The 23851-nt window shown below is 44.2% G+C and carries 16 protein-coding genes; 5 read left to right on the plus strand and 11 right to left on the minus strand.

Translation table 11 applies throughout. The annotated features are described in order from the left end of the window. The first annotated feature begins 54 nt into the window (after nt 1–54). The gene (locus AAFP14_RS12370) at nt 55–798 is read left to right on the plus strand and encodes a LuxR C-terminal-related transcriptional regulator (protein WP_341732554.1); all 744 of its coding nucleotides are present in this window, start codon (nt 55–57) and stop codon (nt 796–798) included. Nucleotides 799–880: 82 nt separating this feature from the next. Here AAFP14_RS12370 and AAFP14_RS12375 read toward each other — a convergent pair whose 3' ends face one another. From AAFP14_RS12375 to AAFP14_RS12405, 7 genes are all read right to left on the minus strand, one after another. Continuing rightward, nucleotides 881–1327, minus strand: a complete 447-nt coding sequence (locus AAFP14_RS12375; protein ID WP_341732555.1) for a hypothetical protein — start codon at nt 1325–1327, stop codon at nt 881–883. A gap of 71 nt (nt 1328–1398) precedes the next feature. Beyond that, on the minus strand, nt 1399–1632 hold the full coding sequence (locus AAFP14_RS12380; RefSeq protein ID WP_341732556.1) for a type II toxin-antitoxin system VapC family toxin: 234 nt from the start codon (nt 1630–1632) through the stop codon (nt 1399–1401). Nucleotides 1633–2435: 803 nt separating this feature from the next. Next, nucleotides 2436–4022 carry a photosynthetic/respiratory NAD(P)H-quinone oxidoreductase subunit D1 gene (ndhD1, locus tag AAFP14_RS12385; protein ID WP_472851046.1) on the minus strand — a complete coding sequence of 529 codons (1587 nt, stop codon included), beginning with the start codon at nt 4020–4022 and terminating at the stop codon, nt 2436–2438. A 519-nt stretch (nt 4023–4541) separates the two neighbouring features. Next, on the minus strand, nt 4542–6587 hold the full coding sequence (locus AAFP14_RS12390; RefSeq protein ID WP_341732557.1) for an NAD(P)H-quinone oxidoreductase subunit 5: 2046 nt from the start codon (nt 6585–6587) through the stop codon (nt 4542–4544). A gap of 281 nt (nt 6588–6868) precedes the next feature. Beyond that, on the minus strand, nt 6869–7114 hold the full coding sequence (locus tag AAFP14_RS12395; protein ID WP_341732558.1) for a hypothetical protein: 246 nt from the start codon (nt 7112–7114) through the stop codon (nt 6869–6871). 222 nt (nt 7115–7336) lie between these two features. Next, complete coding sequence (locus AAFP14_RS12400; protein WP_341732559.1) at nt 7337–7717, minus strand: thioredoxin family protein; 381 nt, start codon at nt 7715–7717, stop codon at nt 7337–7339. Nucleotides 7718–7761: 44 nt separating this feature from the next. Then, nucleotides 7762–8475 (minus strand): NnrU family protein, encoded by a 714-nt coding sequence (locus tag AAFP14_RS12405; RefSeq protein WP_341732560.1) that lies wholly within the window; start codon nt 8473–8475, stop codon nt 7762–7764. A 306-nt stretch (nt 8476–8781) separates the two neighbouring features. Here AAFP14_RS12405 and AAFP14_RS12410 point away from each other — a divergent pair, with 306 nt between their 5' ends. Together AAFP14_RS12410 and AAFP14_RS12415 are read left to right on the plus strand one after the other, a co-directional pair. Next, complete coding sequence (locus AAFP14_RS12410; protein ID WP_341732561.1) at nt 8782–9786, plus strand: LysR family transcriptional regulator; 1005 nt, start codon at nt 8782–8784, stop codon at nt 9784–9786. 340 nt (nt 9787–10126) lie between these two features. Continuing rightward, nucleotides 10127–11590, plus strand: coding sequence for a serine/threonine-protein kinase (locus AAFP14_RS12415; RefSeq protein ID WP_341732562.1), 1464 nt, complete (start codon nt 10127–10129; stop codon nt 11588–11590). A gap of 341 nt (nt 11591–11931) precedes the next feature. Here the strand turns inward: AAFP14_RS12415 and AAFP14_RS12420 are convergent, their stop codons facing one another. Both AAFP14_RS12420 and AAFP14_RS12425 read right to left on the minus strand, forming a co-directional pair. Next, nucleotides 11932–12657 (minus strand): HAD-IA family hydrolase, encoded by a 726-nt coding sequence (locus AAFP14_RS12420; protein ID WP_341732563.1) that lies wholly within the window; start codon nt 12655–12657, stop codon nt 11932–11934. A gap of 160 nt (nt 12658–12817) precedes the next feature. After that, nucleotides 12818–14011: an NAD(P)/FAD-dependent oxidoreductase gene (locus AAFP14_RS12425; RefSeq protein ID WP_341732564.1), complete on the minus strand. Its 1194-nt coding sequence runs from the start codon at nt 14009–14011 to the stop codon at nt 12818–12820. A gap of 491 nt (nt 14012–14502) precedes the next feature. Between AAFP14_RS12425 and AAFP14_RS12430 the strand changes: the two genes are divergently transcribed. Continuing rightward, nucleotides 14503–16881, plus strand: coding sequence for a PAS domain S-box protein (locus tag AAFP14_RS12430; RefSeq protein WP_341732565.1), 2379 nt, complete (start codon nt 14503–14505; stop codon nt 16879–16881). 45 nt (nt 16882–16926) lie between these two features. Next, entirely contained in the window at nt 16927–17352 is a 426-nt protein-coding gene (locus AAFP14_RS12435) for a thiol-disulfide oxidoreductase DCC family protein (RefSeq protein WP_341732566.1), read from the plus strand. Nucleotides 17353–17427: 75 nt separating this feature from the next. On the opposite strand, the gene AAFP14_RS12440 is transcribed toward AAFP14_RS12435, so the two are convergent. Together AAFP14_RS12440 and AAFP14_RS12445 are read right to left on the minus strand one after the other, a co-directional pair. Further along, entirely contained in the window at nt 17428–17853 is a 426-nt protein-coding gene (locus AAFP14_RS12440) for a hypothetical protein (protein WP_340518706.1), read from the minus strand. Nucleotides 17854–18210: 357 nt separating this feature from the next. Further along, nucleotides 18211–23658 carry a trifunctional serine/threonine-protein kinase/ATP-binding protein/sensor histidine kinase gene (locus AAFP14_RS12445; RefSeq protein WP_341732567.1) on the minus strand — a complete coding sequence of 1816 codons (5448 nt, stop codon included), beginning with the start codon at nt 23656–23658 and terminating at the stop codon, nt 18211–18213. Nucleotides 23659–23851 lie beyond the last annotated feature (193 nt).

Consider the following 23851-nt stretch of genomic DNA (forward strand, 5'->3'; position numbering starts at 1 on the left):
TAATTGGAGTATTGCAATGTTTCTAGTCCTCGATCGGGTACTCTTTTTGACACCATGACCAGGAAAAGTCCCTTACAGCTTTTATTTCAAGAAATCGACCAGGTGAAGGATGAAGACGATCTGCGATCGCAAATAGTGCCCGCAATCGGCGAGTATTTTGCAGCCACGCGATCGGGAATCTTTTTCTTCGATCGACTTCATTTAGTAGATACTAAGCTTCAGAAAGCATTTAAAGTGGCGCTATCGATCGAACACAATCCTGTGGCACGTTATTTAGTCGAGCGTCATGCTCCAGTGCACGAAGCCTTGGTGACAAAATCACCCAAGGTTTGGACAATGATTTGTCCGCGCCCCGATCATTGGCACGTCATGGCGGGGCCGATCGTCAATCGCGGTCAGTTAGTGGGTGTAGTTGGTTGCACGCGCGATCGGTCAATGTTTGCCTTTGATACACAAAATTTAGCCGATTTGAGTGCGATCTGTTTGCACTTATCTGTTTGGACTGCAACGAAAGTGCGATCGGCGAAGCTATCCTGTAGGGAATCGCCACAACAAGCTTTTAAGAGCGATCGATTAACATCTCGTGAATTACAAATTGCTGAATTGGTTGCTATGGGACGAACCAACGCAGAAATCGGGAAGGAAATCTGGATTACTGAGAATTCAGTGAAGCAAGCTTTGAAGCGAATGTTCCGCAAACTTGAGGTTTCGTCTCGCGCCGAAATGGTGGCACAGCTTGCCGCGACAAAATACGATTTATCAAGTGTCAAAAATAACGCACTCTTGGCAGAAAAATAACGCTAGAAACTAAAAGAGTCCTGGACTCAACTGTCACATTTCAATTAAGTTGTAGGGTGCGTCAGGTGAGTTTAACGCTAGATTATCTTGTACTTTTTGGCAACAATTGATTTAACGCACCGCACAAATATCCCTTCACGGTGTCCCTACTTGCAGTTACGCCACTTGGAAGAGTAAAAATCATCTCCACAGTTAATAGATTTCCGTCGGCTGAGGCAAATACATCAATTGGCAAAGCGCGCTGAAATGCTGTGGCGGGATTTTCGGCTTTCATGACACCTGTACTCACATCGGTGCTGATAGTTCTGATGCTCTCGCGGGCTAAAATGGGTCGTAATTGTGAAAATGCTTTTTCTATTGATAATCCTTCTACCTGAACGCGCGCAGAAAAAGCGGCACCATTCAAAAAGTCCCCTTTTTTTTGAAAGCTTTCTTCGCAGGTTGTGGCAACAGCGGGGGTGGCTAAACACATGAGAGCTAGAGTCAAGAAGAGCGATCGCATATTAATTGAGTTATAAGAATGAAACAATCATCAATATCATGATGAGTCATCATGGGATTGTTTGGCAAGTGATGCAAGTAGCTTCTACGCAACCACTGCTACATAAAGCTGACTGAGTAGGCACGAATTGCTGAATCTACTGTCGCAAGAGTCATACCATTCTGTAAGGCTTGACAGCTCAGCATTCTGTCAAATGGATCGCGATGTAATGGTGGGAGTTTAGCCAATTGAGCTACGCTACTTTCATTAAGAGCAAGACTGACAATTTGATGAAGTTCGCGCTGTTTGGGTAAATATGTTTCGGGATGCTCCGGCAGAGGTAACTTACCCAACTGGTATTTGACAATTGCTTCCCCAGGGCTGTTTCATTCTCAGGTAAATCATCGTTTTGTAGGGGCGGTGCCCCCGTGCCCGCCCTCCCCGTCCACGATTTTGTAAGTGTTTCAGAGATTGGGGCAGCCACGGGGGGCGGCCCCTACAAGAGAATGAAACAGCCCTGATTGCTTCCCAGACTGAAACTGCACTCAAATAGACCTTATTATCTGGATCGCGAATTGCATCTCGAACATCTGTTGATAACTGTCACCACTGATGAACCATAAAAAGATGTGCGTATCTAGCAGAATCTTCATTTACGCACTCTTGGCAGAACTATACTGAGTTCACGGATCTCTATTGGTCTAGTAGCTTCATTAACCTTTTCTACCAATTACAGCTATGTTTGGAGAATGCAAATCCTCCAGCGTTTTCTCCAACTCCTGCTTAAACTTTCCCATGATTTATTTCTAATCTAGCTAATTGACATTTAACAGCTACTGATTTCATGACCAGTAGCCTAACAAAAACTCAACTCTGACAAATAAGATTTCAACTGCGTCCTCACAGACAACTCAGAGGTTTAACTATTAATCATACCGCAGTTGCGGTTGACGGGGTGAAAAGCAAGTTGTAGAGCTTACGCATGGGGGTTCAGAAACCGGGTTTTTTACGAAAATACTTCGTTGCAGCCAAAAGATTTGGCAAAAAACCCGGTTTCTTTGTCGGAGTGTGTCCAAGACTGTCAGAAAAAATAGAAAACCCCCAAACCCGATTTTTAAACTTGGTTTGGGGGTTTTCTTCCTAAATCCAGTTTAAATCACAACTTGCTCGGCTCGATCGCCGGAGCCCGCAAAGACACTGTTTTATCCGCTGCTGCTTTAGCCACCAACGAAGGTACAGAATCCCTCAACTTTGCAGTCAACTGAACAGTAGTGGCATCATAAACCTGAGTCAACATCTTCGGATACAAACCAATGCCAATAATCGGCACTAACAGCGAAGCAATGATAAATACTTCTCGTGGTTCCGCATCCACCAATTCCTCGTGTTCCACCAGTTCCTTATTTTCCGGGCCGTAGAAGATTTCCCGCAGCATTGACAGCAGATAAATCGGAGTCAAAATCACCCCGACAGCAGCTAAACATACCACGCAAACCTTAAACACCGGATTGTAAGCATCGCTGGTTGCAAAACCCACAAATACCATCAATTCTGCTACAAAACCGCTCATTCCCGGCAAAGCCAAAGAAGCCATAGAACAAGCAGTCCACATGGCAAAAACCTTACGCATTTTCTGTCCTACACCGCCCATTTCGTCGAGCATGAGGGTGTGAGTGCGATCGTAAGTGCAACCCACCATAAAGAACAAACTCGCCCCAATTAAACCGTGGGAAACCATTTGCAGCATTGCACCGCTAATTCCCAAATCGGTAAACGAAGCTATCCCGATTAGCACAAAGCCCATGTGGGAAATCGAGGAATAAGCAATTTTCCGCTTCAAATTGCGCTGAGCAAAAGAAGTTAAGGCGGCGTAAACAATGTTTACCACACCCAAAATTACCAAAATCGGTGCGAAGACAGCATGAGCATCTGGGAGCATTCCCGCATTCATTCTGAGCAAAGCATAACCGCCCATTTTGAGCAGAATTCCTGCTAGCAACATATGGGCTGGTGCGGTGGCTTCACCGTGAGCGTCGGGGAGCCAAGTGTGTAGGGGGAAAATCGGCAGTTTGACACCGTAAGCTATTAGGAAACCTGCGTATAGTAGCAATTCGATATTGGGGGCGAAGTCTTTAAGTGCGATCGCCCGCATATCAAAAGTCACTGTATCGCCATAAAACGCCATTGTCAGCGCACCAACCAAAATAAACAGCGAACCGCCCGCCGTGTACAGAATAAACTTAGTTGCTGCGTAGAGCCGTTTTTTGCCACCCCAGATGGACAAAATCAGGTAAATCGGCACTAATTCTAATTCCCAAACTAGGAAAAATAGCAACATATCCTGCACGGCAAAAACTGCTATTTGCCCGCCGTACATTGTCAGCATCAAAAAGTAAAATAGCTTAGGTTTAAACGTAACTGGCCAAGCAGCTAAGGTAGCTAAAGTAGTAATAAAACCCGTCAGCAAAATCAGTGGCATCGACAAACCATCCGCACCGACGGACCAATTCAAATCCAGTTGCTGTACCCAAGTATAACTTTCTACCAGTTGCAGTCCCGGATTGCTGAACTCGTACTGAGTGTAAAAAGCGTAAACAAGCAGAGCAAAATCAATCAAACCGACAATCAAAGCATACCACCGCACCGTCTTGCCATCCTTATCGGGAATTAAAGGAATCAGCAAAGCCGCAGCAATAGGAAACAGGATTGTTGTTGTTAACCAGGGAAAGTTAGCTGTATCCATTGCATTTTAAAATTATCCATCAATTATTAGGTTTAAACATATTTTGGCAAGTTTGGGCTAAATTTTATACTTTCTTTATACGAAGCCGACTTTTTGCAATAATTGCTACGAAATATGCGATCGCATATTTCGAGTTTAATCACAAATTTATTTCTCTTGGCTAATTGTCAATTGTAAGTTATTAAGCTAAGGTCAGTTCTTAAAATATCTTCTGGTGGGACATGACAATACTTTTAATCGTGTCAACTTAACTCTAAAAACCTTTGTATCTCTTGTCGATCGCTGAGTTCAGATCCCCCTAAATCCCCCTTAAGAAGGGGGACTTTGAGAGAATACTCTTTTTCCATCAGGGGGACTTTGAGAGAATACTCTTTTTCCATCAGGGGGACTTTGAGAGAATACTCTTTTTCCCCCTTTATTAAGGGGGGTTAGGGGGGATCTAGACTTCGAGACAAACAAAAGATACGGTTGGTTTGACGTTAAGTTGACACTAATTGGTAATGCCGTGTCCCAACAGATTTAACTGACTCCCGAAACGATCGCAAAACCCAGAACTGCGACAAACACAATCAGGGCATAAAATTGAGCGCGACCGTTTTCAATGTATTTGAGTCCTTCGCCTGTTACCAGGGCGAGAAAACCAGTCAAATTAACCACACCATCAACAACTCGCAAATCCACTTCCATGACTTGCCGCGCTAAACGGCGGCTGCCTTTGACAAACAGAAATTCGTTGATGTCGTCGAGATACCACTTGTTGAGGGAGAATTCGTAAAGCGGTTTGATTTTTTGGGCGATCGCCCCAGCATCAATTTTCCGGCTCAAATACATCAGGGAAGCCAAAGTAATGCCAAGCAAAGCAATACCCACAGAGCTGCCACCCATGATCAGAAATTCCGTTAAATCGAACTCGGCGGCGTGTTCCAATACTTCTTCCAGAGACTCCCCAGGCGCACGCACAAACTGCTCGAAATAATTAGCAAAGGGAGTACCGACAAAACCAATTAACACAGAAGGTACTGCCAACACCACTAAAGGCAAAGCCATTGTCAGCGGAGATTCGTGAGGGAAATGGTCGTGTTCATCGTGACTTTCCCCAGTTGTTGCTAATTCCTTAACATTCATCGCGCCTGGGCCGAAAGCAACCTTTGGTTGCAGAAGTTGCTGTTTGATCGCGTTGTCATTACCCCGGAATTCGCCCTCAAAGGTGCTGAAATACATTCGGAACATATAAAACGCGGTCATCCCAGCCGTTACCCAGCTCACAGCCCACAGAGCGGGATTTGCTTCAAAAGCTTGGGCGAGGATTTCGTCTTTTGACCAAAAACCGGCAAATGGCGGAATGCCACAGATTGCCAAATTTCCGATTAAGAAGCAAGTTGCCGTAATCGGCATATATTTCCGCAAGCCCCCCATCAGTCGCATATCTTGAGCGAGGGCGGGGTTGTGGCCGACGACATCTTCCATACCATGAATCACTGAACCAGAACACAGGAACAGCATCGCTTTGAAGTAAGCGTGGGTCATCAAGTGGAACAGTCCGGCACTGTAAGCGCCGACTCCCATTGCCATTACCATGTAGCCCAATTGGGAGATGGTGGAGTAGGCTAGGCCTTTTTTGATGTCATTTTGGGTAATGGCGATCGAAGCGCCCATAAATGCCGTAAAACAGCCCGTACAGGCGATTAAATTCATGACTGCTGGCAACCCTTCAAACACTGGGTACATCCGAGCAATCAGGAATACGCCGGCGGCTACCATTGTCGCGGCGTGGATCAGGGCTGAAATTGGTGTCGGGCCTTCCATGGCATCTGGGAGCCAGACGTGGAGGGGGAATTGAGCGGATTTGGCGGCTGGCCCCAAAAATATCAGGACTCCGAAAATGGTGGCCAAAGTGGCGCTCAGGGCACCGGATTCGACTAAGGAGTGCAGGCGATCGCCCATCACGTTAAATTCAAAGCTACCGGTGGCCCAGTAAATGCCGAGGATGCCCAGCAGCAGGCCGAAGTCGCCGACGCGGTTGGTGACGAAGGCTTTTTGGCAGGCGTCAGCAGCGGGTTTGCGATCGTACCAGAAGCCCACTAGCAGGTACGAACACATACCTACGAGTTCCCAGAAGATGTAAATCTGAACGATGTTGGGGCTGACTACTAGACCTAGCATCGAGGCGCTGAAGATGCTGAGGTAGGCGTAAAAACGCACGTACCCGTCATCGTGAGCCATGTAGCCATCGGTATAAATCATTACTAAAAAGGCGACCGTAGTGACGATCGCCAGCATCACCGACGTTAGGGGGTCAATGATATAGCCCATACTCAGGGAGAAGTCCCCAGCAGAAGCCCACTGAATAGTGCGGGTGTAAGGTGCGTGACCTTGTAGTTGACTCCACAGCAATGCGAAAGAGAGTACCATTGACCCTCCGAGCGCGGAAAGGATTAAAATCGCATTCGCTTGTCGGAGTTTGTTGGTGGCTTGATTAAATGTAATTAAGCCGAGACCTACTAGCATTGCGCCTGCCAGTGGCAGGACTGGAATCAGCCAGGCGTATTGATAAAGCGGTTCCATGACTGATGTAGTTTAAAGTTTCTACTAGATTGACAAAACTGTGAACTATTGTGACACAGGCTTGGACGACTGGGCATAAATGCTGGCTTTTTTTGAATAGTCCCGGACGCTCTAATATCGTTTCCGGCTGCATCGGAATGATTTAACCGGACCTAGAACACAGAGAACACAGAGGGAGATAAGAGAGATGAATACAGGACGATGTTACCGGATTTGATATAACTCTATTTTTATGGGGCTGGCGGCAGATCCGATCGCTATAGCTGTAAGGTCGATCGCCCTTAGCCCAAGTTGAAAATCGCATCGGTAATAGATGCGATGAATGTGGAACGGCGAACAGTTGCGGGGGAAGCATTTAAAACATTGGCTAAAATGTCGCCATTAGCTAACAAGATGAGCGTGTTTGCGCCCGTCGCAGTGAAACTGAGGTCATTCAGACGGATAGTGCCTGCGATCGCAATTCTATCCCCGCTATTTAAATCGGTAATTCGATCGACAAAATTGGTATCCCTGCCCCCTGCATCCACATCTATTTTGATAATAAAATTATCTGTTACGCCGCCACTGAAAACGATCTACAATTACTTGTAATTCTTCCTTTCTGGCTAACTAAATTAGACATGATGGTATTAAGCTGCTAATCGATGCTGCTCCGGTGCAACCGGAATTGATATTACCTGCACAATAGAGATTGTATCGCCGAAGTTTTTAATAATTCGGGGATACAATCTCTATGGCACTTAAAAATGCTACCTGTTGACTGCTTCCTGGGGTTGCAGCCTTTGACTTGGGGCAGATACCCCAGACGTCGCCAGCATCCAGGAGTCAAGAGTCCGGCGCAGTTCCTCGCGTCCTTGATAATGTTCAAATCTAAATCGAACTTTGTCCCCTTCAAACAAAATCAGCGTCGGGAGACTTGTCAGGCGATAAGTGTTGGCTAATTTGAAACTTTCATCGGCATTCACCCCTAGGAGCTTGACTTTGCCTGCCCACTGTCTCTCAAATGTTGTGAGTGTGGGGTCGATCGCGCGGCACAGACCGCACCAGGGCGCCCAAAAATGAACTAAAACGGGGGTAGACGCTTGAAAAACCTCTTGTGCAAAAGTGCGTTCGCTAACGGACAACACCATGATCCCTCAAAAATTAATAAATTTTTTCTATCCTAGGGATCATGCTACCAGTATATGTTCCCAGTCGCACGCATCAAAAAAGGATGAATTTTCCACAGTAAGCTAGTAAAAATGACTACACCTACATAGGAAGGGCGCAAAAACTCAAGCAAATCAAGGGTTTGACGTTTTTGGAGGATAGCCAAAAATGGCAAAATTGATGTCCGAGATTTGATGGTTTCAAAGGATTCGCCAAAACGGGCCTGAAGTCTCCTGTCACCGTGCCAGACTCCAAACAGGTGGTGAAGTACCAAACCAATGGAAGTCAGGAGGGTAAAGCTAGTGCCAATCCAGAGGGTATGGGCTATGCACCAAATCACCTGTCCTACCATTTGCGGGTGCCGGGTGATGCGGATGATGCCGGTTTCGTAGAGGTGAACTTGGGGTTTTTGGATGGCGGCAATTTCGAGGAGGTTGAAAGTTGCTGGGTACAGAAACAGGAAAGAAATTGCCGAAAGTATCCAAACTAGGGGTTTGACAGCGGGGATGCCTTGTAGCTGCCAAAGTTGTATACCGTCGTAGCGGTGGTTGAAAAAGTAAACAATCAGAATGACTGCTAGGGGCAAACTGACTAGGGCAAATAAAACGCGGTAAAGTCTTGCCCCGATGAGCTTTTCAGCTTTGGGGCGGAGGGCTGCTAAACCGCTGTGGGCGGACGCAAAACCGAGTAAAAGTCCGAGCATAACTAGGTGGCTATCGAGTGCCAAATTCATCGTCATTGTAAATATTAAGAAAAGTTATTGATTCGTGGCCAATTTGTGTCACAAAGTATCTATGGGAGCATTCAGCGGTTATCAGTCATCAGTCATCATTCATTAGTCATTAGTCCTTAGTCCTTAGTCATTAGTCATTAGTCATTAGTCCTTAGCGCTAGGCCAATTTGCAGCTACAGACAAATGACAACTGCTTTCTTGACAACTGCCTGGTACCCACTGCCCACTGCTTTCTTGACAACTGCCCGCTGCCGACTGCCTACTGCCAACGGACAACGGACAACTACCAAATGACAACTGACAAGTAGATATATGTCTGACCTTCCTTTCACTTTAGACCAGTTACGTATTCTCAAGGCGATCGCTTCTGAAGGTAGCTTCAAACGCGCCGCTGACAGCCTCTATGTATCCCAGCCAGCAGTTAGCTTGCAGGTGCAAAACTTAGAGAGACAGTTGGACGTGCCACTGTTCGATAGAGGGGGGCGTAGGGCTCAACTCACGGAAGCGGGACACCTGCTGCTAAGTTACGGCGAGAAAATTTTATCGCTTTGTCAAGAAACTTGTCGAGCTCTGGAAGACTTGCAAAATCTTCAAGGTGGCACCTTGATTGTGGGGGCTTCTCAAACTACTGGGACTTATTTGCTACCTCGGATGATCGGGATGTTTCGGCAAAAATACCCGGATGTGGCGGTACAACTTCACGTTCACTCGACTCGTCGTACTGCTTGGAGTGTGGCTAACGGACAAATCGATTTGGCGATTGTGGGTGGAGAAATTCCGACGGAACTTCTGGAAGCTTTGGATGTTGTTCCTTATGCTGAGGACGAACTGGCTCTGATTCTCCCTCCATCTCACCCGATGGTACAACAAGAAACAATCCAAAAGGAAGACCTTTACAAATTGCAGTTTATTTCCCTGGATTCCCAGTCTACTATCCGCAAAGTTATCGATCAGGTGCTCACTCGCAGCGGCATTGATACTCGTCGCCTGAAAATTGAGATGGAACTAAATTCCATTGAGGCGATTAAAAATGCGGTGCAGTCGGGGTTGGGTGCTGCATTTGTGTCGGTTTCGGCGATCGAAAAGGAGTTGCTGATGGGTGTTTTGCACAAATCTCAAATGGAGGAAGTGGTGGTGACTCGAGTTTTGTCGCTGATTTGCAACCCCAACCGCTACCGTTCTAAAGCTGCTGAGGCTTTCAGTAATGAAATTTTGCCTTCCTTTGCTACTTATTCTGGTATCAAGGAGAGAAAAGAATCTCCCGGCTTTGAGTTCGATCCTAGAGAGATTCTATCTCCCAACTCGGCGGGTAGTTAATCTGTGGACTGGGGCGCGATGGGTGGCGGGTAGACATCTCAAGTGTTTGTTAATTTGGGAGGGACACAGGGGTACAAAGGGAGAGGGGGATAGAATTTTACTTTTTTTCCCCAAGGATTTAAGTATACAATTTAAAGGCGCGACTGTTGATTAGACTTCTTTAAAAAAGTAAGTCTTGAACAGGCTTTCTGGTCTGTTGCACAATAAATATGGTCGATGTCTATTAGATTGTTGTGTCTATCCCGGTCTGAGTTGGTACTGAGAATGCTTCTCCTCAACATGAGGTTGAATAGCTAAGGGTCGATTCTTCAATTCTTTTGTCTCAAATCTAAAATTGATAATGGAAGTTTACTGCACGCGCCCAGGATGTCCGCGCCCTCAAAACTATTTTCCCGATCTCGATGACAGTTCGCTGCTGAAAACTGTGCAGCAAAGGTATTGCAAAACCTGTGGAATGCCCCTGATTCTGAGCGGCCGCTATTTGCCGGTGAGGCTTTTGGGTCAAGGCGGTTTTGGGGCTGCTTTTCTGGCTCGCGATCGCTATACTCCGGCGATGCGGCAGTGCGTTGCTAAACTGTTGCAACCGTCGGTGAGTCTGACTCCGGCACAACTAACAATCGCTCAAAATCTGTTTGAACGGGAAGCGGCGGTTTTGGAAGAACTGGGCAACGAACACCCGCAAATTCCGAGTCTGCTGGCTTTTTTTGAGTTGACTGTTCCCAGTTTGCAGGCGGGGAAAACCGATCAGTTTTTCTATCTGGTTCAAGAATTTATTGATGGTGAAAATTTGGAGCAGGAACTGGCTGTAAAAGGCAAGTTTTCGGAATCGGAAACGGTGGAAGTATTGCGGGAAATTTTGAAGGTTCTCGATTTTGTTCACTCTCGCGGTTCGATTCACCGGGATATTAAACCTGCTAATATTATGCGGGGGAAAAATGGTCGGCTTTATCTATTAGATTTTGGGGCGGTTAAACAGGTAACGCAAAGTGCTGGAAGTGCTAAAGCTTCTACTGGGATTTATTCTTTGGGTTATGCTCCCCCAGAACAAATGAATGGCCAAGAGGTTTATCCGGCAACGGATTTGTATGCTTTGGGTGTGACTTGCATTACTTTGCTGAGTGGTTTGCAGCCGACGGAGTTGTTTGATAGTTACAGAAATGAGTGGAATTGGCATTCGCGGGTGCTGATTAACTCGCGTTTGGCTCAAGTTCTCGATCGAATGTTGTTATCAGCTCCCAGCCAGCGTTTTCAATCTGTGGCCCAGGTGGAAGCTGCTCTCAAGTCTGGGCCTCAACCACCTTCTCAACAGTCTACAGTCGTGGTGGCACCGCCTCCGATAGGGACTCCGCAGCCCCCTGGGATCGCACCGCAGCCGCTGCCTCCGACGGTAATTCCTGGGACTCCTCCGGGAGGCTTGCAACCTTCGCCGAGAGGGTCTTTTTCGATCTGGGAGGTGTTGTCGGGGGCGGCGTTTACGGGTTTTGAGGGAGGGTTGCTGGCGATCGCCCTGACGAGTTTGCTGCCCTCTCCTGGGCTGAGTATGGGATTGTTGGGGATGATTCTGGGGGGGCTGATTTATGGTCAATATCGCCGAACGCTGGAAGTAACTGAGATGTTGACTATTGGCGCTGGTACTCTGGCTTTGTTGGTGTTTTTCCCGGCTTTGCGATCGGCTGCAACTGTGATTTATCCTGGTGCTACTATCATGGGCGTGTTGTTTGTGGGGTGGTTGGGGGCTTTAGGTGCGATCGCTGCAACTGCTATATTTCGTTTGATTTATAAGTTTCTTTCTCATCTTTTTTAATCAAGCTAAATCTATGTCAAATCAGAATTTAGTAGGCGGTGTAATATCGTTTCCGATTGTATCGGAATGATTTAACCGCGAAGGCGCTAAGGACGCGAAGTTCGAGAAGAGAGAGTTTAATACAGGACGATGAAGAGAGGATTTTATATAACTGTTTCAATGCCCGAATGATCTATTAGGCTCAAATCAGCTAGCGCAGGACCCAATACTCCTAATCTCATCAGTCAAAAAGCACTTGGCGGTTGTGACTTTTTTCCTAGTCTCCAGCCCCAAATTCAGTCAAATTTACTCTAGCGCGATCGGTGGCGGATGCGCTAAGTGGCTACAGATAACTCTAAAAATCAGAGCTTTGACATGAAATCCAGACTGGGAAATTCCTGTATGTTTTGGGAATTGGTTAAATCCAATTTCCCTAAATCAAATTTTTCCTGTTTTCGATTTAACCAAATTGCTTTTAAGCCAGCATTTATAGCCCCGCAATAATCTGCTTTGAAACTATCGCCTATATGCACGACATTTGCAGCAATGCTGTTGTGTTTTTGCAAAGCGGTAGTGAAAATTTTTGAGTCGGGTTTGGCTGCACCAACTTCGGTGGAAATGGTGACTGATGTGAAATATTCTGCTAAATTTAGTGCTTTTAATACCCCATAAAGTCGCGAATCAAAATTCGATACTACTGCTAATTCTATTCCTTGTTGCTGCCACCTGTTTAATGCGGGTAACACATCGGGATAGACAAACCAAGGTTCGGCGGTGGCAAAATGAGCGTAGAGTTCGGCAAAGAAATGGGGAAAATCGGAGAATTGGTGATAAACGCCTGCAATTTGAAATGCTTTGCTGGAAACTGATTGCCACCATTCAAATTCTAGTTGGGGAATTTTGGAGGCTTCTATTCCAGGAAATGTCATGGGAGTTGAGTCGGCAAAACTTTTGGAAAATGCTATATTTAACTCTTCGCTGTTAACGGTTACTCCAAAATTATTGGCTAATTTTTGGTAAACTTGACCGACGTTGCCACGAACGTCAAATAGTGTGCCTGCGGCATCTAAAAAAATTACTTTGGTCATTTGTTATTGGTTTTTGGTTATTGGTTATTTGTTGTTGGTTATTGGTTTTTGGTTGTTTGATAATTCGGCGGTTGAAACCGCTACTATACAAACAAAGTCCGCCTGGGCGGACTAATGAATACAGTTACATTGTCAAAAATTAACAATTAACCCTTAACCATTAATTTTTTAACAAATCTTGAATTGGTCTGCTAATCCAATTGAAACCAACTTTCACTTGATGGTCAAAGGTTGGCATCCGATAGAGATAGGCTAAGCGGCGAGCAATGTGGGCTAGTTGTCCGTCTAGTTGAATTCCTAAACCTGCTAGGGTGGCGTTGTCTATTCCTAATGTCATCATTTCTCCTAGTGGCTGATACCGGAAAGGAAGTAAAGGCCGACCGGTGAGGGAAGCCCAGATGTTCCAGGCTGTGTAGTCAGCTTGCTGGAAGGCTACTTGGGCTGTAGTGGGAAGTTTTTGGCCGCTGGCGTCGTGACATTCGGCTATATCTCCTAGGGCAAATATGTCTGGACGATCGACTATTTGCAATGTGGGGGTAGTGATTAGTTGACCGCGTTGGTTTTGTTTGAGAGGGAGCGATCGCACTGCTTGACTAACTTGAGTTCCTACTGTCCACAATACTATGTCTACCGGCAGAATATCTAATTGTCCTTTGTACATTAAGGAAATTGTGTCCGATCCGATCGAGTCTACGCTGGTTTCTAAGTCGATCCAAACTTGTCGTTTTTCTAAGGCTTTTCTGGCTGCGTCTCGGTTGAACTCCGGCGATGTCCGCAACATCATGTCGCTTTGTTCGACTAACCGCACGCGACCTTTTTCTCCGAGTCGATCGGCTAGTTTGCAAGCCAATTCTACTCCAGAATAACCGGCACCGACGATCGCCACCCGAATTTTGTCGGTATTTTTGGCTTCTAAAAATCGCAGTCTTTCTTCTAGTCGGTAAGCGTCCTTGAGTGTGCGAAATGAATAAGCATATTCAACGGCACCATTGACCATATCTAGAGGGGTTTCGCCTCCTAAAGCTAACACGAGGCGATCGCACGCAAATTCTGGACCGTCGTGTAATTGGACTCGTTTTGTTTCTATGTCGATGCCACAGACAGTGCCTTGACAAAAGCGCACGCCTGTGTTTTCTAATAGTTCGGTAAAGGGTGGGGCAATTTCCCAAGTTTGTAGTTCGTTGGTTAGGAGTTCGTACAGCAGGGGCACGAATAGGAATCGATCGCGGCGATCGACTAGGACTATTTCGGGTTTTTCGGCTTTGGGGAAGGGTAACTGACTTAAACGCAGGGCCGTGTAGAGTCCGCCGAAGCCTCCGCCAAGAATGCAAATCCGGGGTTGTTGTTGAGTCATGGTGTTTTGAGGGGCGATCGATTCTGGGCAACTTATTTATTGTAACGAGATGGGGAGTGGGAGAGGGGGGAGTAGAAAAGAGGGAGAGTGGAAGAGAGGAGATAATTTTGATTATTGCTGCTTCCCCCTCCCGATAGAGGTAATTAAACCCCATACAAGTTATGAATTTTCACAGAAGCAAAAAATCAGGAAGACTGAGGCTAAAGTTAGGTCGATCGCTGTTTTTGTCTCGATCCCCACCCTGTCTTCCCGCTGCTACCAGTCTCAGACGATCGATCCGGTGCCAAAACCTCTGTTTATCCCAAACCCTAGCCTCCACTGTATTTCCGACTCTATACATTTCCCTATTAGCGGCTATCAAATTTTCTGAATGTTTAAACAACAAATTTTATACTATATTAATTAATAAGGAATTATTGTCTTAATCAAATTCACTTTTTATGGGCCATCTACTTTAATATTTCAACCCGCACTCACCAGTGTAAAAAACTATGCAAATTTACTCAAATTCATCTAAATTTACGGATGGCGCAACCCCTAGTGAAGCAGATTCATTTTTGTTAAACAGTGAAGAAACATATAAAACTTTAGTAGCTAATATTCCTGGTGCTATCTACCGTTGTATCTGGGACTTGAGCGACCCCACGGCTGGTAAACGGAGGATGGCTTTTTTGAGCGAGGCGATTCAAGAAATATCAGGCTATCCCGCCTCGGATTTTGTTAACGATCGCGTCCGTGATTTTGCTAGCATTATTCATCCTCAAGACCGCAAAAATGTGGAAGCTTTGCTGCTGCAAAGTGTGGTATCTAAAACTCCGTATATCCTGGAATACCGGATTGTCAGACATGACGGCGGTATTAGCTGGGTTTATGAAAAAGGCAAACCTGTTTATTGCCAAGTAAAAGATGCGAACTTGGTATCTAATTCCCAGGAAATACCAAGGGAATTAGATTTAAAAACAGAAATAGAAAATGGTAAAATTGCCGAGTTCAAAGCACCAGAAAAATTTCGGGATTCCTTAGTCTCCTACCCTTCCCAAATCGCTAATTCGCAGTTGGGACTGTTTTGTTTCGACGGGGTAATTTTGGATATTACCGATCGCAGACAGACAGAAGAAATACTCAGGGAGAGGGATAGTTATTACCGCTGCATTGTGGAGACTGCTTCCGAGGGCGTTTGGATGTTCGACTCAGAAAGCAAAACGACTTTTGCTAATTCTCGGATGGCAGAAATGCTAGGGTATACAGTGGAGGAAATGCAGGGGCGATCGCTCTTTGAATTTATTGACGACAATACTAAGGAAATTGCCAATATTTACGTGCAGCGACGACGCCAAGGTATCCGGGAACGCCACGATTTTCAGTTTACTCGCAAAGATGGCTCTCACTTGTGGGCGATCGTCTCTGCGACACCGATGTTTGATGTCAACGGCGAATTTTCTGGGGTTTTGCGGATGATTACTGATATTAGCGATCGCAAACAAGCCGAAGCGGAATTGCGGCAAACCCTCCAAGAACTAGAATTTGAAAAATTTGCCTTGGATCAATCTGCGATCGTCTCTAATACCGACGAGTTCGGCGCTATTACTTATGTCAACGACCAATTTTGCGAACTCTTTAAATACCATCGAGAAGAACTGATTGGCAAAACTCACCGACTGGTCAATTCTAGCTATCACTCTGCCGATTTTTTCAAGCAGCTTTGGTCAACAATTCGTCAGGGCCATGTTTGGCGGGGAGAGATGAAAAATACAGCTAAAGATGGCACATATTTTTGGTTAGATACTACCATTGTACCTTGCTTAAACGCCCAAGGGAAACCCCATCAATATGTAGCAATCCGCAAAAATATTACAGGTAGAAAAAAAGCCGAAGAAGCAGTACGACTTTCCGAAAGTGAATTGAGGACTAAAAATCAAGAATTAGCAAAGGCTTTGCGGGATGTGCAGCAAACTCAAAGCCTGATGGTACAAAATGAAAAAATGGTCAGCTTGGGGCAATTGGTAGCTGGAGTAGCTCACGAAATTAACAATCCAGTCAGCTTTATTTACGGCAATGTCATGCACGCTGACGATTACTTTCAAGACTTGTTGAAAATGCTGCTACTTTATCAGGCAGAATACCCGGAACCCACCGAAGCAATTCGAGAAGAGATAGATGATATCGATTTAAATTTTCTGCTTCAAGATTTGCCAAAGCTCTTAAATTCCATGAAAATGGGTTCTGAGCGAATTCGCCAAATTGTGCTCTCGCTGAAAAATTTTTCACGGTTGGATGAAGCAGGACAAAAGCACGTAGATATTCATGAAGGCATTGATAGCAGTTTGTTGATTTTGCAGCATAGGCTGAAAGAAACGCCGGGACATCCTAAAATTTCCTTAGTCAAAGAATACGGTGATTTGCCTTGCGTACAGTGTTATGCGGGGCAATTGAATCAGGTATTTATGAATATTATTGGCAATGCCATTGATGCTTTGGAAGAAGCTATGGAAACTGGGCAGTGGGCTGAGGATGTGAATTCGTTTATTCCTTCTTGTCCTTCACCAACGCTGCGGATTTGTACGGAAGTAAAGTATGAACCGGATGTGTTGACGGAGACCAACAATGTTGTTTATGATGCTTCAAGACGCAATCCCACTCATATTGTAATTCGGATTGCTGACAACGGCCCAGGAATTCCAGCAGAAGTTCACCAAAGGCTGTTCGATCCTTTTTTCACCACAAAAGCACCGGGAAAAGGGACTGGTTTGGGGCTGTCGATTAGTTATCAAATTGTGGTGGAAAAGCACGGCGGACAGTTGCATTGCTATTCAGCGCCCGGTCAAGGAACCGAATTTGCGATCGAAATTCCTATAGTTAGTAGTCATTAGTCAGTTAACCAATTCCCAATTCCCCATTACCCCTTACCAATTTCTATGAAATATCATGTAATTTACGACGGCAATTGCAATCTCTGCGTCACCTTAGTGCAGCTACTGGAAAACTTAGATCGAGGTCAGAGATTTGAGTATATTCCTATGCAAGATTTACAGGAATTAGAGCATTTTGGCATAACTTCTGCTGACTGCGAAATGGGGATGATTTTGATAGATAGTGACACACCGCAACGGCGTTGGCAAGGTAGCGATGCGGCGGAGGAAATCGGGCGAATATTACCCGCAGGTGAGGTATTTGTGGCTGCTTACCGTGCTATTCCGGGGATGAAGTGGATGGGCGATCGCGTTTACGAACAAGTGCGGGATAATCGTTATACTTTATTTGGCAAGCGTTCTACCACTTACAACTCAGTTTATGCTATAGGCTGTCGGGCGATCGACAATTGCGATAATAGCAAGGACTAAAATCCTTGCTACTAACCTGTTCGTAGTTAGGACTTTAGTCCTCAAATACCAGGTTTGTAGTCAGGAATTTAGTCCTCAAAAAGATGGATTAAACAGATTAAATATCTCCTGGCAAAAATGTTTGAGTTTTTGTGCCGACTCCGCAGCAGGTTCAGTTTGGCCAAGAAAACTCCAATTTTCCACAGTAGAAAAACGCCACTGCTGACCAGTATGATCGTAGCCGGCTGCTTCAACTCCGATCGCCCTTCTCGATCCTTCTACCGGATCTTGGTAAAATCGGATTTGAATCAGGATGCTGCGGCTTTGTAACAAGCGGCTTCTACCTGGAAAATGAAAACCAATGTCAATGGAATCGGGATCGACAAGTTCTCTAGTATCTGCGTCATTCATCCAAGGTTTCAAATCGACTTTCACATCCGGGAATTCCGATTTGAATAAATTAACAACCGCAGCAATTTTGCTCGTAAGTTCAATATTTTTAGCTTGTTCGGCAGCGTTCACTGGCAAAACTCCTATCAAATACACTTATGACATTTAGCTAACAATGTAACTGCATACTGCCGAATCTAGACTGTAAACAGCGGACTTTTTCTCAGATAATTAGACATTGACAAATTTTAAAATTTATGTTGTGTCGTTTTTAGCCTAGTCTTGATCCCCCTAAATCCCCCTTAAAAACGGGGAAGAAAGAGAATGCTCTTGTCCCCCCCTTATTAAGGGGGGTTAGGGGGGATCTCCGGGTTTCAAAATACGCCGAGTCCCTCCTTAAAAACGGGGAAGAAAGAGAATGCTCTTGCCCCCCCCCTTATTAAGGGGGGTTAGGGGGGATCTCCGGGTTTCAAAATACGCCATAGTAGCTTAATCCAGCGGTAGGGCGATCGCAAATTCTGTCCCTGTTCCCACTACCGAATCACAAGTCAGTTTGCCACCGTGGGTTTCTTCCACAATTTGACGACTGATAGATAAACCCAACCCTGTCCCTTTTCCAACACCTTTCGTAGTGAATAAATGGTCAAAAATCCGCGCTACAACTTCTTCAGAAATTCCCCTGCCATTATCTCCAATCTTAATGACAACTATTTGATGCTCGTCATCAATTTCAGTTTTGATAGTAATGATATTAGGAGCGAGTTCAATTTCCTCAAAACTCCGACCTTTATTTGCTTCTTCAAAACAGTCGATCGCGTTTGCCAGAATATTCATAAACACCTGATTCAACTGTCCCAAATAACACTTAACTTTTGGGAGATTTCCATACTCCTTAACCACTTGAATCAGGGGACGGTCGGGATTAGCTTTCAAGCGATGCTGTAAAATCATTAAAGTGCTATCAATCCCTTCATGGATATCTGCCAATACTTTTTGGTTGGTGTCGGCACGGGAGAAGGTGCGCAGAGACGTGCTAATATTGCGAATGCGATCGCACCCAACTTTCATTGACCCCAACATTTTCGGCAAATCTTGTATAAGATACTCTAAATCAATATTTTCAGCATCCTGTTCAATTTTTGAGCTAGGATCTGTCACTTCTTCCTGATATAACTTCAAATGGTTAATTAAATCAGCAACACTCCTATTAGCTTCGTTAATATTCCCCGCAATAAAACCAACCGGATTATTGATTTCGTGAGCGACACCAGCCACTAAATTACCCAAAGAAGACATTTTTTCACTTTGAATTAATTGCAGTTGTGCTTGTTGCAGTTCCGAGAAAGACTTTTCTAATAGTTGAGATTTTTCTTGCTCGCGAGCGTACAAACTAGCATTCTCAATCGCAATAGCAACTTGAGTAACTAAAACCTTTAAAACTTCTACCCTGTCGGTGGTAAAAGCTCCGGCTGTTAACTTATTTTCTAGATAAATAATTCCTTGGAGATGGGATTGATAAATAATTGGCAAACACAGGATTGATTTAATTTGAAATTCTCTAATATACACATCTGCATGAAAAAATTCAGCAACATTCCCATCCTCCAATACCAGAGGCTTTTGACTGCGAAAAACATAGTTAATCACAGAAATTGGCAAATCTTTACTGTTTTCCAAGGGTATAGATTGTAAAATAGTTGCCGTGCTATCTGTAGAATTACCTACTCCTTCAATGCAGAGTTCATCGTCTTTAAGTAACAACAGCACGACTTTTTGAGCCGCCGCATTTTCTAAAAGGATGTTAATTAATTTTGTCAACAATTTTTCGAGAACTATTTCACTGTTAATCGCTTGCGAAGACTTAATAAAAGTAGTCACGTCCAAGAAATCGCCTAAACCATTGCTGGTAGTGCTTCCAGTGGTAGTGCGCGTGACATCGAGGGTTTTGGTTGGGGCTTGGGTGGTGCGTGTTTGTGCTAACAAGAAAGGATGTGTTGATTCTAACTGTTTAAGTTTAGCTATAGCTCCCCAGCGGATATAGCCATAATAAGCTTTAGTTAGATATGCTTGAGCAATTATCTGTTTTCCTAGAGATTGATAAAATTCTCCGGCTAATTCATAAGCTAAGGCTTCATCTTGAAGATAACCGTTTTTGGCGGCACCAGCAATTGCGCGATCGTACAATTCCATTGCTTCGGAATTTTGCCCCAGCACTCGCGCTTTTTCCGCTGCTACCAAGTCGTATTTGTGCTGGTAATTCATGGGAGCATTAACAGCCCATTTCTTCATTTTATTAAAGATTTCTACCACTTTTTTGAAATATTGCTTTTGCTCCTTTTTTTCAGCTTGGGGATACAAAGCCAGGAGACTCAAGGAGTAGTAGAATTTACTCACAGAAACTATATAAAATCCCGCTGCTACTTCTTCATATTTCTCAAATAACCGTGAATTTTCTACAGCTTCGGTGTAGTTTTTAAACATATAATTAAGCATAGCTTTGGCATTGTAAGCCAAACAGACTAACACAAAGCTTTTCCCTTCTATCAAAGCTGGTAGCAATTTGAATTCATTAAAAATCTCACCAACTAAATGACAGGTATCGGCAGTTTTACCACACAAATTGAGGGCGATCTCTTTCTCTATACTTATAGATAGCCAAGAGCTTTCTTGTTTAAGTTGCTGCATTAGTTTCACATACTTATCTGTCTCCTCTGCAACCACATCTAGAGGCTTTCCCATCCACAGTGTATAAGTACAATATAGATTAATAGAATAACCAGCATATTCCAATTCTCCTGCTTCCATGCCACTTTGAAAACCTTCCTTGAGATAGCATAATGCAGAGTTAAGTTCTACTTTCCAAGGTAGAATAAAAGCACCAAGACCTGTATAAACTTTACTTTTAATTGAACGAGATGAACATTTTTCTAATAGCTTAATTCCCAGTTGGCCGAATTGATAGGCCAAACTAAAGTCCCCTAGCTTGGACAAAACTGCGCCATAATAAACGTAAGCGACACTAGCATAAGGCGAATTTCCATATTTAATACACAGTTTGACCATCGTAAAGGTCAGCAGCGGTACCAGTAGGGGCTTGGCTGCAATAGCAGATCCGAGAATCACTGATAAAATCCGCATAGCTGCTTCTTTGTCAGGATCGGTCATTTCTGGTAAGGTTGCTAACTCGCTAATTGGCTTAGTTCCTAATCTCACTTTGCTCTCGATTAGTCCTAGCACAATATTCGGAACCTTGGGATTTTCAGGAAAATTAATGCCTAACAGTTTGAGCACTTCTAGTCCTGTATTTAGGGCTTCTATGAGTCTATTCTGAACATTATAAGACTGGAGTTGAAGTTCATAGACATTGACTTTTTCCAGGATAGTTTTGGCTTGAATTAACGTCAAATCAACTAACTTTTTTGATTCTTCATAATTACTGTTTAAATATTCTGATTCGGCTGTTGCTTCGTAAATTGCTAAAGTTAATTCATACAGATATTGCCAACAATCTGCTGGCAATAATTCCAGCCCCACCCGCAAGTACCTAACAGCAGATTCATAAGCAGCAGCGGCTTTCGCCTTACGCCCCGCAGTTAAATTTAGTTTTGCTAACTCAATTTTTTCTGCGGGCTGGCTAATCGTGTCAATGCCCACATTTAACTGATTGACAATATCAAAGATGTTTTCTTCGATCTTTTCTGGCGGAGTATTCTGTAACAGTAATTGACCGATTTTTAAATGGGTGGATTGCTTTTGCTGTTCGGGAATTAGGGAATAGGCGGCTTGCTGAACGCGATCGTGCAAAAATTTGTAACTAACCCGCGAAGTGTCTAATTTAAGGTTAATTGATTCCGATTTGTCGAAAACTAAAGGAATGCGATAAGCATCGCTCAAGGGCAGAATTAACCCTGCTTGCAAAGCTGAATAAAGTTCATTTGCTGTAGAATTCGCTGACTTTTTACTGACCAGTGACAGTACATCTAGAGCAAATTTATCCCCTACACAGGCTGCTAATTTTAACATTTCTTGCGTAGTGACGGGCAGTTTTTTAAGGCGGCTGGCTACCAGTTCGACTACACTTTTATCGGTAATTCCAATGGCTTGAATTTCGTCTAGACTCCAATGCCATCCCCCTTGACATTCCCCAGTGGAGTTAAACTCAAATTTTAAAAGATTTTCTTGATAAAGTGCTTGAAGGAGTTGCGTCAAGAAAAAAGGATTACCGCCTGTTTTGTTGCAGATTAACTCAGCTAAATTATTGATTTTTTCCGTGCGGTTGTTAAGTGTGTCTGACACTAATTCAGTCACATTTTCTAAATTGAGCGGTGCCAATACAATATTGTTGACAACCGTCCCTGTTTTTTCAATTTCTTCTACAGTTTGAATTAACGGGTGAGTCGGACTGACTTCGTTATCTCGATAAGCACCGATTAGCAGTAAAGATTGTTGGTCGGGGTCAGTTATCAGTGTTTGCATTAACTTTAATGTTGCTGAATCTGCCCACTGCAAATCGTCTAAAAAGATGACTAGCGGGTGTTCTTTTTGGGCAAAAACGCGAATAAATTCTTTGAATACGCGATTAAAGCGATTTTGCGATTCTACAGGGCCCTGTTCTGGCACATTGGGCTGTTTCCCAACGATTAATTCAAGTTCTGGAATTACATCGGCAATTACTTTCCCGTCTGTGCCTAAAGCTGTTAAAATTTTTGTGCGCCATGTTTCTATGGCGACCGCATTTTCTGTTAGCAACTGACGCAGTAGCGAGTTAAATGCTTGAATTAATGATGCGTAGGGAATGTTGCGTTTGAATTGGTCAAATTTGCCGCTGATGAAGTAACCTTTTGAGCGAGTTATTGGTTTGCTAACTTCGTTGACGACTGCTGATTTGCCGATGCCGGAATAGCCGGATACTAGCATTAGTTCGCTTTGGGAAGGGGCGGGATTTTCTGTATTTCGATTAGGTGGCAAAGATGCAGGTGAACCAGCTCCTACACGTTCAAATGCTGTTAATATTTGATTGACTTGGTTTTCTCTACCGTATAATTTTTGGGGTATTAATAACTGACTGAGAATATCTAAACGTCCAGGGCTAAAATCTGTGATTTCTCCTGTGGTTTCTAATTGATATAAACAGTTTTCTAAGTCGGCGAGTAATCCGGCTGCACTTTGATATCTGTGTTCGGCATTTTTGGACATCAATTTCATCACTATTTCTGAGATGGTTGGCGAAATTTCAGGAGTGATGTGATGGGGCGAGATTGCTTGTATGGCGATGTGGCTGTAAACTATTTCTAAGGGGTCTATGCTCTGAAATGGCAAACGACCTGTCAGCATTTCATACAAGGTAATTCCGAGGGAATAAAAGTCGGTGCGGTAGTCGAGGGTGCGGTTCATTCTCCCGGTTTGTTCGGGAGACATATAGGCTAATGTGCCTTCGACGGAGTTGGGATTGTTAAATTGCGGGTTTTCTTTGTTTAGTTTGGTGGCAATGCCAAAGTCGGTGAGTTTAACTTGTTGTGTTTGGGAGTTGATGATGATGTTGCTGGGTTTGATGTCTTTGTGAATAATCTGATTTTGGTGCAGGTATGCTAAGGCTTTAGTTATTTTGATGGCGATGTCTAAAAAGGATCGCAGACTCAAGGTTTCTCTTTCGAGCATTTTTCCGAGAGATTCGCCACCAAAGTCTTCCACAACGAGTCCTAATCGGTTGTCAAAGCTTTGGAGACTGATGGTTTTAACGATTTGTTCGTTATCTAAATTGTGGCGGATTTGATATTCGTGTTTGAGGCGAGTAATGGCTTCGAGTGTGGGATATTCGGCTTTGAGGATTTTGATAATTATTGAAGTCTGGTCAATAGGTGTGTTGGCGCGATAGATAATTGTTTCGACACCTTCATGGATATTAGAATTAATTTGGTATTTTGAAAGAATTTGCATAAGTTTATTTAAATTCATATAGGGTTATATTTTACTTAGAGTATCGCTAATTTTTTGAATATTTATGTGATATCGATCGCGTTTTTTTATGCCCTAAGTCACAAAGAATAGATAGCACTAACTTGTGTAGGGGCAATCCCACACCTGGTTGCCCCTAGATGAGAACCCCACGCACCATGCACGGCCCTTACCT

This window comes from Microcoleus sp. EPA2 (genome assembly GCA_020882975.1).
In the GTDB taxonomy this organism is placed as follows: domain Bacteria; phylum Cyanobacteriota; class Cyanobacteriia; order Cyanobacteriales; family Microcoleaceae; genus Microcoleus.